Origin of the sequence: Streptomyces sp. Ru62 (genome assembly GCF_002920615.1) — a bacterium.
Classification (GTDB): Bacteria; Actinomycetota; Actinomycetes; order Streptomycetales; family Streptomycetaceae; genus Streptomyces.
This window is the reverse complement of record NZ_PQSU01000023.1, coordinates 60,265-71,899: the sequence shown is the minus strand read 5'-3', so window position 1 is coordinate 71,899 and position 11,635 is coordinate 60,265. Positions and strand designations below refer to the sequence as shown.

Genomic DNA, 11,635 nt, shown 5'->3' with positions numbered 1-11,635 from the left:
GGTGGCCGGAATGTCCACCCATGAGCGGGTCGTGTTCATGACCGGCGAGCGGTTCCACCCCGGTCCCGGCCCGAGTGGTCGAGCCGCCTGTGTGGTCCGAGACTGGAGAAGGAGCGCCCTGCTCCTCCAGCGGCGGGTCACAGCGCGCAGGAGATGACGTTGACTTCCTTCTCACCCGGCTTCCGAGGACGACCCCACGCGTTGGCGGGACGGCTGCCGCCCGGACAGTATCCGACCGAGTCGTTCCCCGTCCTGTCGGCCGGTCCCACTCCGCGGGTGCCGACCGAGGCGTGGTCCTTCACCCTCACCACGGAACTCGGTGAGACGCGGAGCTGGACCTGGGACCAGATGATGGCCCTGCCCCAGCAGGACACGGTGACGGACATCCACTGCGTCACCCGCTGGTCCAAGTTCGACACGCGCTGGCGCGGAGTGTCCCTCGACGCCTTCCTCGAAGGAGTGGAGACGACCGCCGAGTACGTGGTGGTCGACAGCTACGGCGGCTACACCACCAACCTTCCGCTCGCCGACCTGCTCGGTGGCAGGGCATGGATCGCCCACACCTACGACGGCTACGCACTCTCGCCCGAGCACGGCGGACCGGCGCGACTGCTGGTCCCGCACCTGTACTTCTGGAAGTCGGCGAAGTGGGTGCGCGGACTGCGGCTGACACCCGAGGACGACCCGGGTTTCTGGGAGTCCGCCGGCTACCACAACTACGGCGACCCCTGGCGCGAGCAGCGTCACTGGGGCGACTGACCATGGCTCTCGGCTGGCTGCCGGCGCGGCTGGTCGGGCGCCGCGCGCAGAGCGCGACCGCCCGCACGCTGGTGTTCACCGTGCCCGGCTGGCCCGGCCACCTGCCCGGCCAGCACGTCGATGTGCGTCTCACGGCCGACGACGGCTACCAGGCCGTGCGCAGCTACTCCCTGGCCGCGCCCGCCGCCGACGACCGGCTGGAACTGGGCGTGCAGGCCGTGGCCGATGGCGAGGTCTCGCCCTACCTGGCCGACCAGCTGCCGCCGGGCGAGGAGGTCGAGATACGCGGACCGCTCGGCAACTGGTTCGTGTGGCGCCCGGAGCAGACCGAGCCGGTGCTCTCGGTGGCGGGCGGTTCCGGTGTCGTACCGCTCATGGCCATGATCCGCGCCCATCGCTCGGCGGGCTCGCGCAGCCTCTTCCAACTGGTGTACTCCGTGCGCGATCCCGAGGACATCTGGTACCGCGAAGAGCTCGTCGACGGCGGCCCGTTCCTCGACATCCGGTTCGTCCACACCCGTCGGACCCCGCACGGCACCTCCCGCGCGCCCGGCCGCATCACGGCGGCGGACCTGCGGGAGCCGACGGCGCGCCTGGATCCGGTGAGTCCCGTCTACGTCTGCGGTTCCACCGGATTCGTGGAGGCCGTCGGCGACCTGCTCGTGGAGTTGTTCGCCGGTCAGGGGAAGGAACCCGCGACCATCCGCACCGAACGCTTCGGCTGACCCTTCTGCTCCGGACAGGGGAGATTCTCATGGGTGACCCCGCCGCCTTCCTCGACGGCAACGCTCTTGCCGGCCCGTTGTCGGAGATCCTCTCCGTGGAGCCCACCACGGCCTGGTGGCGATGCCCGAACTGCCGGCGGTCCGGGACTCTGGCGCAACTCCACCTCTACGGCCCCGAACCGGGGATGACCGCCCGCTGCCCGGGGTGCGCCCATGTCGCGCTGCGCCTGGTCAAGGAGGAGGACCACATCTGGCTGACCCTGGGCAGCGGGACGGGCGCCTTCCGGTTCCGTACTGCCTGAAGGGGGACGCGGCGGCACGAGCCGCGCGCGTCCAAGAAGCTCGTGCCGTGTCGCCGTTGGGACATGTCGCAGCTGTGACAGCGCGCGCCAGTGACAGGTCCGGCCTTCTCGCCAAATGATTTCGGACAGTTGTGATCTACGGCTGTTCGAAAGGTGTTTCCCTGATGGCAAAGTTCCGCCTCATGGCGGCGATATCAACAGGATTGATACTGCTTGCTGGAGTCGTACCCACCACCGCCATGGCGCGGACGGCCACCAGCGGTACCGGCACCCGTCCCGCGGCCGGGCCGGGGGCGCGCTCCACGACCGTACGGCTGATCACCGGGGACCAGGTGACCGTGACGTCGCTGCCCGGCGGACGGCGCACCGCGTCGGTGCGGCCCGGGCCCGGTCGCGAGCACATCCCCTTCGAGACGTTCGAAGAGGACGACAAGTCGCTGACCGTGCTCCCGTGGGACGCCGAGGACCTGGTGTCCGCGGGCACACTGGACCGCCGGCTGTTCGACGTCACCTCCCTGATCTCCCAGGGCTACGACGAGGCACACGCCTCCGCGCTTCCGCTGATCGTCTCCTCCGATCCGTCACGGGAGGGGGCGGCCAGGGTCACCGCTGAGGCGGCAAGAGCCGCGGCGGCCACCGCCGACCGGCTCGTGGCGCTCAACACCCCAGGGGTTCCCTCCCGGAACCTGCCGAGCATCCACGCGCGGTCGCTGCGGGTCGCCGACCGCCAGCTGGGGGACTTCTGGAAGACGTTGAACCCCGGTGGCAAGGCCGGCGCCGCCCGCGCCGCACTGACCCCCCGGGTGTCGCTGGACGGCAGGGTGAAGGCCGTACTGGACCGCAGCACCGCGCAGATCAACGCCCCCACTGCCTGGAAGGCGGGTGACGAGGGCCAGGGCGTCAAGGTGGCCGTGCTCGACACGGGGGCCGACGCGAACCATCCCGACCTGGCGGGCCGGATCGCCAAGGCCGAGGACTTCTCGGGCAGTTCCAACACCGACGACCACTTCGGTCACGGCACGCACGTCGCCTCGATCGTCGGCGGCAGCGGCACCGCGTCGGGCGGGACCCGTCGGGGCGTGGCGCCCCGGGCCGACCTCCTCATCGGCAAGGTCCTGGGCGACGACGGCTACGGTACCGAGTCGGCCGTGATCGACGGCATGCAGTGGGCGACACGCGAACACGCCAAGGTCGTCAACATGAGCCTGGGGTCGGGGTCTCCGTCCGACGGCACCGATCCGCTCAGCCAGGCGGTCGACTCCCTGACCGCCTCCAGCGGCACGCTCTTCGTCGTCGCGGCGGGCAACGAGGGGGAGACAGGTCCGTCCAGTGTCAGCTCCCCGGGTGCGGCCGACGCCGCGCTGACCGTGGGGGCCGTCGACCGTGACGACTCCCTCGCCCCGTTCTCCAGCCGCGGCCCGCGCCTGGGCGACGGCGCGGTCAAGCCCGACGTGACCGCCCCCGGGGTCGGCATCGTCGCCGCCCGCGCGTCCGGCACCACCCTGGGCGACCCGGTCGACGCCCACTACGTCGCCCTGTCGGGGACCTCCATGGCCACCCCGCACGTCGCCGGCGCCGCCGCGCTCCTGGCCCAGCAGCACCCGGACTGGGACGCCCAGCAGCTCAAGGACGCGCTGATCAGCACCGCGCACACCGTGCCCCACACCGAGGTGACCGAACAGGGCGGCGGCCGGATCGACCTGGCCACGGCCATGGGCCCCGTCCGGGCCGGCGGTTCCGTCTCCCTCGCCCCGCTGCGGACCGGCGGCCCGGGAGGACGGCAGCGGTCGGCCACCGTTCGCTACACCAACTCCGGCGACCGCCCGGTCACGCTCTCCCTGTCCCTCTCCCTGGCCACCGAGTCCGGACGCGCGCTCCCGGACGGGGTGGTCGGCCTCGACTCCGACACCGTGCGGCTCGACCCCGGCGCCACGGCCGAGGTACCGCTGAGCACCGACGCCCGTCACGCGGTCCGCGGCAACTACTACGGGTACCTCACCGCGAAGTCCGCGGACGGTGCCGTACTCACCCACACCACCGTCTCCCTCGCGGTCCACGCCCCGCAACACCGGCTGACCGTGTTCTACCGTGACCGCGACGGCAAGGTGATGCCGGACTGGCTGCCCACCATCTGGGGCCCCGACGGATTCGTGGACTACGCGGACAGGCAGGCCCACGTCGCCCTCGTGGAGGAGGGCACGTACTACGTCAGCTCGGCCTTCTACGACATGACGGATCACGGCGGCGAGGCGGGCACCGTCGTCGCGCCCGAGGTCAAGGTCACCGAGGACCGGACGGTGACGCTGAACGCCGCCGAGGCCACCCAGGTGCGCATCCGCACACCACGCCCGGCCGAGCAGCACGGCATCCTCAGCACCACCGTGTACCGCCGGATCGACGGGCACGGGCTGATCCAGGGAGCCATGTACTTCGACGACGTCACACGCCTCTACGTCAGCCCGACCTCCCGGGTGACCGACGGCGCCTTCGAGTTCTCCTCGCGCTGGCAGATGGTGGCCCCGCAGCTGCGGGCGAAGGTCTCCGGCTCCCGGGAGTTCGTCCCGTTCTACGAGCCCGACTCCGCCGTCTTCCCGGACCGCGGCGCACGGCTGACCGCCGTGGACGCGGGCACGTCGTCGGCGCCCGACTTCCGCCGCGCACGCGGCGGACTCGCCGTCGTCCGCTACGACTTCTCCGTCACCGGGCCGGAACTCGCCCGGTCCGCCGCGAAGGCCGGCGCCAAGGCGCTGCTGATGGTGTGGCCCGAGGAGCAGGGCAGTGCCTGGACCCGGTGGCAGCCGACGGGTGACCGGACGGCGGTGCCCAGCATGCGAGCCTCCTGGAAGGACGGCACCGCCCTGCTGGAACGCGTCAGGAAGGGCACCACGACGGTGGCACTCTCCGGCACGGTGCGCAGCCCGTACCTGTACGACGTGGTGCAGGTGTCGAAGGGCTTCGTCCCCAAGCAGGTCGTGCACACCGTCTCGGAGCGGGAGAGCGCCGTGGTGCGCAGCACGTACACCCGCACCGGTGCCTCGCTGTGGGCCAGCGAGCAGCGTTTCGGGTGGCGGCCGTACCAGGAGACCGCGTGGAACCAGTACAGCCGTTACGTCCCGGTGGGCCGGGAGCGCGTCGAGTACGTGACCGGCGGGGACACGCTGTGGAACCACGTCGTGCACCACAACGTGGTCGACGTCCCCGACCTGCCGTTGGCGGCCGGCATGCGGAACGCGCCGCGTACCTACCGTCCCGGTCAGCGCGCCACGGAACGGTGGTTCGGAGCGCCCGTGCGCCCGTCCGTTCCCCGCGGCTGGACCCGGCCGTCGGTCCGCAACGGCGACACCCTGAGCGTGTACGTCCCGGAGTTCACCGACTCCGACGCCGGTCACTGGTCGTTCGCGGAGGCGGGTGGCTTCGGCACCGGCCGGGCGACCGCCGCCGACGACGTCGCCTCGGCGGTGCTGTACCGCGACGGAAAGCAGACCGCGGTCTCCGACAACGGCGCGTGGGGCAGTTTCGAAGTCGCCCCGGGCAACGCCCGGTTCCGGCTGGACCTGACGACCGCCCGTGTCTCGGACGACTGGCGCCTCGGCGTGCGCACGCGCACCTCGTGGACGTTCCGCTCGGACACCACGGCCGAGTCCGCCCCGCTGCCGCTGCTCCAGCTCGACTACGCCGTACCGGTCGACGCGCAGGGCGCCGTGAGCCGGGCGCGCACACACAGCCTGGGCTTCACCGTCCGCATGCAGGACGGCGTGGCCGCCCCGCGCGGCGTGCGTCTGAAGGCCGAGGCGTCGTACGACGGCGGGAAGACCTGGACCACGGCGCGCACCGCGCGGCACGGCGACGGCCGGCAGTTCACGGCCACCGTGGAACGGCCGTCGAAGGTGCGCGGTGACGTGTATGTGACGCTCCGCGTGACCGCCACGGATTCCGCGGGTAACGGCGTGCGTCAGACCGTGGAGCGGGCGTTCCTGCACCGCGGTACGGCGTGACGCGCGGACTGCACTGACGCGCTCGTGCGGACACTCGGTACGGCGGGTGCCGGGCCCTTGGTGGGCCCGGCACCCGCCGCGCCTGTCGGAGAACGGGACGAGCCGTGGCAGCGATCGGCCCGCGCCTGCGACCCGCGTGCCCATGGTGCGGTCAGCGCCGGGCGGGCCTGTTCACAGCCAGCCGCGTCGCGACGCCTGCCAGGCGAGTTGCATACGGGTCACCGCGCCGGCGCGCTCCATCATCCCCTGGATGCGGCGCTGGACCGTCCGGCGGCTCAGCCCCATCTGCGAGGCGATCGCCTTGTCGGCGACTCCCGCCACGAGCAGCGACAACAGCTTGCGGTCGGTGGCCGAGAGCGAGTCGGCCGGACCGGCACCGTCGGCCTCCGCGAGCATGCCGGTGCCGTCGATGTCCAGGGGGACGGCGTCCTCCCAGTAGCAGTCGAACAGGGCGATGAGGGCCGCGAGCAGATTGCTGTCCCTGACCAGCGCCGTGGTCGGCTCCTCCGGGCTGCCGTGCGGCCCGCCGGCCACGAGGGGGAAGACGGCGACGGAGCGGTCGGCGACGGCCAGACGCAGCGGCAGGTGCGGTACGGCACGAGCCACCTCACCGGCCCGGACGCCCGCCACCACGTTCTCCAGGGCGCCCTCGTCGTCGAAGAACGCCTTCTCGTACAGCACTCGGTAGCGCACGCCCCGGGCCAGCGCCTCGAACTCCTCGGCGTTGGTGCCCGACGGCATGGCCACGTACTGGGCCTTGCAGAACCACAGCATCTCGTGGCGCGCGCTCGACTGGATCTGCCGGAGCTGCTGGCGCAGGGCCTCCGCTCCGGTGATCACCTCCAGCAGCTGGCCGGCGTCATGCCTGCGCATCGTCTCCCGATAGGACTCGATGAGACGTGCGGCCTCGACCCGGGCCAGGTCCAGCGCGTCGGCGCTGTGCTTCAGCCGGGGCAGCAGCGCCGCCTCCGGCGGAGCCGGACGGAACACCCGGGGTGTCCCGTCCGTATGGGTGGCGAGGCCCTTGGAGACCAGTGAGCCCAGGATCCGCTCGGTCTCCGCGTCGGTCAGGCGGGCCCGCTCGGCGATGTCCTCCCTGGTGGCCCGGCCGGACGTCACCAGCATCTGGTAGAGGGACTCCTCCTCGGGCGAGACGCCAGCCGCCTCCAGCGCCACGGACGCCTCCCGGAATCTTGGAATCCAACGGTTGAAGAGCGTACTACGCCGGAGGTCGGCGCCGGGAAGCCGTACGTGCCGCTCGTACCGGCCTCCCGGCGGGCGTCAGGCCACCGGAAGCATGTCCTCCTGGGTGGGCGGTACGGCCGGGGCGATCTCCGGTGCCGGCGTCGTGGTGGTGGCTGTTGCTGTGGCGATCACCTTGCGGTACACCGCCTCGTACCCGGCCGCCATGGTCTCCGGCTGGAAACGGTCGACGACATGATCACGGCAGTCACGGGGATCGAGGGCGCCGACCGCCTCGATCGCCTCCGGCAGCTCGTCGGCGTCGTCACGGACCAGGCCGGTCACCCCGTCCACGACGACCTCGGGGACCGAGCCGCGGCGCAGGGTGACGACCGGGGTGCCGCACACCATCGCCTCGATCATCACCATGCCGAACGGCTCCTCCCACCGCAGCGGGAACAGCAGACAGCGCGCCCGGGCCAGGAGCTGCTTCTTGCGGTCGCCGGTGACCTCGCCGAGCCACTCCACGCCCGGCCCGAGCCGGGGCTCGATCTCGGCCTCGAAGTAGGCATGTTCGGCGGGCTCGCTGCACTTGGCGGCCAGTTTGATCTCCCGGCCGGCGGCGACGGCGGCGTCGATCGCGAGGTGCATGCCCTTGTCGGGTGTGCAGCGGCCCAGGAAGAAGACCCAGTCCTCCTTGTCGCGCCGGTAGGGGAAGTCGTCGGCCCGCAGCGCGTTGTGCACGGTACCGGCCCAGTTGAGGTCGGGCGCCTGGCCGCGCTGGGAGTGGGAGATCGCCACCAGGTGCACGCTGTCGCCCAGGTGCCGGTAGTACTCCCCCGGTTCGCCGTCCAGCGGACCGTGCGTGGTGACGACCGTGGGTGCCCGGTGACCGCGGGCGAGCAGGGGTCCGGCGAGGGTGTGGTCGTGGATGACGTCCACGTCGAGGTCGTCCAGGAACCGGGCCGCGGCAGCGGAGTGCAGCACCTCCGGCAGCGGTTCCCCCAGGCGCCGGCCCTGCGGCACGTCGTAGGTACGCAGCATGCGGTGGGCGCGGGTGCCGTTGCGGCCCGCCGCTACCAGGGTGACGTCGTGGCCGCGGGCCACGAGCGCGTCCGTGAGATCGGCGCACATCGCCTCGATGCCGCCGTAACCGCGCGGCGGGAGCTCGAACCACGGTGGCGCGACCATGGCGACACGAAGCGGCCGGTCGTTCACGAGAGGACTCCTTTCCGGTCGCGCCCGTGGCGTACGCGCACGGCACGGCCGCCGCGCCGCGGCGTGCCGTGTCGTGCCCGCAGGACGGGCGAGTGGGTGAGGGGCCGGGCCGCGGGCGGCGTCGGCCGCGGCGGCGGGTCGCACGCGGCGGCCACACGTCGGCCGCGCGCCGCGACGGAGGGGAGAAGGTCGGAAGGGACGAACGCTCAGGGCGAGCCCGGGAGTTCGGTGGCGACGGCCGTGCAGGGGCACGGGGTGTCCGTCAGCCGTACGCCGTCGGGCAGCCCGGTGATCCGCGGGCGGCCGTCCTCGGACACCGTCAGCGTCGCCCGAGCCTCGCCCAGGGGTACGCCGGTCAGCCGCAACGGGCCGAACCGGGGCGGCATATGGGGGTTCACCCGGACGACGCCGTGCGGCAGGCAGACCTCCGCGCCCAGCAGCACCCGCAGGACGAGCAGCGGGGCGGCGGACGCCCAGGCCTGTGGGGAACAGGCGGCCGGGTACGGCACCGGCTGGGCGTACTCGGCGCGGTCGAAGCCGCAGAGCAGTTCCGGCAGACGTCCGCCGAAGGCCGCGGCGGCGTCCAGCACGGCCTCGGCGATCCGGCGGGCGTGGTCGGCGAAGCCGTACCGCATCAGGCCGGCGGCGACGATGGCGCTGTCGTGCGGCCACACCGAGCCGTTGTGGTAGCTCATCGGGTTGTACGCGGCCATGGAGGTGGCCAGGGTGCGTACGCCCCAGCCGCTGAACAGCTCGGGCGACAGCAGACGCTCGGCCACGGCGGGTGCCCGGTCCGCGTCGACGATGCCGGTCCACAGGCAGTGCCCCATGTTGGAGACGAGCGCGTCCACCGGCCGCTTGTCGCCGTCCAACGCCTCGGCGTACCAGCCCCGTCCGGGCAGCCAGAACCGCTCGTTGAACCGCTGCTTCAGCTCCCGGGCCCGCTTGCGCCACCGCTCCGCGCCGGAGCCGTCCTCCAGCCGCTCCGCCAGCAACGCCCGTGCCAGGTAGGCGGCGTACACATAGCCCTGCACCTCCGCGAGCGCGATCGGTGGCTCGGCGATCCGGCCGTCGGCGCCGTTGACGCCGTCCCAGGAGTCCTTCCAGCCCTGGTTGGCCAGCCCGCGGTCGGTGGCCCGCCGGTACTCGACGAACCCGTCGCCGTCCCGGTCGCCGTACTCCTCGATCCAGGTCAGGGCCCGGTCGGCGTGCGGCAGCAACTCCCGTACGGCGTCCGGGTCGACGCCCCAGCGGCACAGTTCGCCGAGCAGCAGCACGAACAGCGGGGTGGCGTCCACGGTGCCGTAGTACACGGTGCCGCCCAGCGCCAGCGAGGCCTCCACGCCGAAGCGCAGTTCGTGCGGGATCCGGCCCGGCTCCTCCTCGGTCACCGGGTCGGCCGACGAGCCCTGGTGCCGGGCCAGCACCTGGGCGGTGCCGAGAGCGAGATGGGGGTCGAGCGGCAGCGACATCAGCGAGGTCAGGATCGAGTCCCGCCCGAACAGGGCCATGAACCAGGGCGCGCCGGCCGCCACCACGGGCGTGTCCGGCCGCTCCGGGTCGAAGATCCGAAGCGCCCCGAGATCCCGGCAGCTCCGCCGCAAGGTCAGCGCGAGGGTCTCGTCGCCGACCTGGATCCGGGGGCCGGACTGCCGCCACTCGGAGGAGCGCACCGACGGCCCGGCCTGCTCGACGGGCCGCTCCAGGGGGAACGACGTCGGCGTCTCCACCCCGTCGATCACCGGTGTCACCAGCACGGAGGCCCGCCACTCCCCGCGCGGCGGTACGACGGCGCGGAAGGTGAGCCGGCCGGGTGAGCACGCCGCGCCCTCGGCGACGATCCGCACCCCCCGGCTCTCGCCGCGCCACTGCCGGTTCAGTGCCAGGACCCCGTCGCCGTAGTCGACGCCGTACTGCCCTCGCGGCTCGACCCGGCCTTCCTTCACCGCGAACAGGTCGGCGAAGTCGGCCTCGGCGCGCAGGGTGAGGCGGCACGCGGCGGCCTCGGTGCCGAGGTTGCGCAGCACCAGGTCCTCGCGCATTCCGGCGCCCACGAACCGGTGCCGCTCCACCAGCACGGTGGCCTCGCTCTGTCCCGGGCGCGGGCGGGCCCGGCCGAGGAAGAGGGCCTCGTACGGCTCCTGCGCGATGACGGTGAGCGGGTCCACCTCCTCGTCGTCGACGCGCAGCCGCCATGCCGACAGGATGCGCGTGTCGCGGTGGAACAGCCCGTGGGGCGTGCCGGATACCAGGTCACCGCCCCGCTCGGACAGACAGAAGGAAGAGCCTTCGATCAGGGTCACGGAGTCGCTTCCGCCCCCGGTCGCCTCCCCGGCGAACGTCCAGCCCTCGCCCATCGATCACCTTCCTCTGAGGAGACTGCGGAGATAGACGATGGTGAAAGATGATGTCCGGCAGTCCTTATACGATGAAGCTCAACTTTCCTGCAAGTCCGCGCAGCCCCCGGGTGCGCGGGGGCCGGTGATGTGCCGGGGGCGCGTGTGCGTGGGGTGGGTCCGGGCCGAACCGACAGGGTGCCTGGCCCCCACCGGTCCGGCGTCGTGGCGGGCCCGCGAGGACCGCGAGCGGTGCCGGTACTAGCCTGGCCCCATGGCACATGAGGGGGACTTCCGGGTGGGTGACGTACTGTCGGTCGCCTGCCCCTTCACACCGGCCGAAGTCGAACAGGGGCTCACGTGGGGGCACGTGTCGGTGCGGTGGCCATGGTGGCGCATCGACACCGACAGCGCGTTCCTCCACTGGAACGGGATCGTCGCCCTGGGCGTGGACACCGGCGAGAACGTGAGCCCTGAGACGGAGTCGGGATTGTTCCGGACCGACCCGCCGCCCGAGCACCTGAAGGCGGGAGACGTCTGCCGGGTCGGAGTGCCGCCGACCGTGGTTCACGTCACCGCCGTCGACCACCACGACCCTCCCCTGGAGACGGGCTGGCTACCGCGCCCCGGGCTGACCGTGACCGTGCTGCGCCGGGGCCTGTCCTACCGGGAGTTCCCGGACGAGAGCCACCTCGACGGCTTGGGATTCGCCCTTCACCCGGGCGACGGTATCCCGTTCTCCTTCGAGTTGTTGATGCGGCCGTACGCGTTTCTCCGGCCGGGTGACGAGGTCGCGGACGCCGCAGGACGGGCGTGGCGCTTCGACGGGCCGTGGGACTGGACCGCCTTCGACGGGGCGGGAGCCGGCGCGGGCCCCGAGTGGCCGCTCGTGCTGCTGACCCGCGCGGGGGTGCCGTGCTCCGTCGCCGACGCGCAGGCAGTCGCCTCGGGCACGGCGACCGGCTCCCACCAGGAGACACTCCGGCAGTGGATGTCTCTCACCGACGCCTCGCCCACGCCCTGATCGGCGATTTCGTTCAGGTCATGCCGAACGCGCACCACGACTGGGCCGGGCGAGGTCTTCGGCCGGCCCTCCCGAGCATCGCCCTGGGGCCGTT

At 72.5% G+C, this 11,635-nt stretch carries 8 protein-coding genes; 5 read left to right on the top strand and 3 right to left on the bottom strand.

Features of this window, described 5'->3' with window-relative positions; genetic code table 11:
• Window positions 1–153: 153 nt before the first annotated feature.
• From C3492_RS28615 to C3492_RS28595, 4 genes are all read left to right on the top strand, one after another.
• Window positions 154–759, top strand: a complete 606-nt coding sequence (locus C3492_RS28615; RefSeq protein WP_219822100.1) for a sulfite oxidase-like oxidoreductase — start codon at window positions 154–156, stop codon at window positions 757–759.
• A 2-nt stretch (window positions 760–761) separates the two neighbouring features.
• Window positions 762–1,484, top strand: coding sequence for an FAD-binding oxidoreductase (locus C3492_RS28610; protein WP_103815433.1), 723 nt, complete (start codon window positions 762–764; stop codon window positions 1,482–1,484).
• A gap of 29 nt (window positions 1,485–1,513) precedes the next feature.
• Entirely contained in the window at window positions 1,514–1,786 is a 273-nt protein-coding gene (locus C3492_RS28605; protein WP_103815431.1) for a DUF6510 family protein, read from the top strand.
• 164 nt (window positions 1,787–1,950) lie between these two features.
• Window positions 1,951–5,781 carry a S8 family serine peptidase gene (locus C3492_RS28595; RefSeq protein WP_258055937.1) on the top strand — a complete coding sequence of 1,277 codons (3,831 nt, stop codon included), beginning with the start codon at window positions 1,951–1,953 and terminating at the stop codon, window positions 5,779–5,781.
• Window positions 5,782–5,952: 171 nt separating this feature from the next.
• Here the strand turns inward: C3492_RS28595 and C3492_RS28590 are convergent, their stop codons facing one another.
• From C3492_RS28590 to C3492_RS28580, 3 genes are all read right to left on the bottom strand, one after another.
• Entirely contained in the window at window positions 5,953–6,957 is a 1,005-nt protein-coding gene (locus tag C3492_RS28590; RefSeq protein WP_103815430.1) for a LuxR family transcriptional regulator, read from the bottom strand.
• Window positions 6,958–7,062: 105 nt separating this feature from the next.
• The gene (locus C3492_RS28585) at window positions 7,063–8,181 is read right to left on the bottom strand and encodes a glycosyltransferase family 4 protein (RefSeq protein WP_219822099.1); all 1,119 of its coding nucleotides are present in this window, start codon (window positions 8,179–8,181) and stop codon (window positions 7,063–7,065) included.
• Window positions 8,182–8,387: 206 nt separating this feature from the next.
• Window positions 8,388–10,538 carry a glycogen debranching N-terminal domain-containing protein gene (locus C3492_RS28580; RefSeq protein ID WP_103815428.1) on the bottom strand — a complete coding sequence of 717 codons (2,151 nt, stop codon included), beginning with the start codon at window positions 10,536–10,538 and terminating at the stop codon, window positions 8,388–8,390.
• Between the two features lie 253 nt (window positions 10,539–10,791).
• Here C3492_RS28580 and C3492_RS28575 point away from each other — a divergent pair, with 253 nt between their 5' ends.
• The gene (locus C3492_RS28575; RefSeq protein WP_103815426.1) at window positions 10,792–11,541 is read left to right on the top strand and encodes a hypothetical protein; all 750 of its coding nucleotides are present in this window, start codon (window positions 10,792–10,794) and stop codon (window positions 11,539–11,541) included.
• Window positions 11,542–11,635 lie beyond the last annotated feature (94 nt).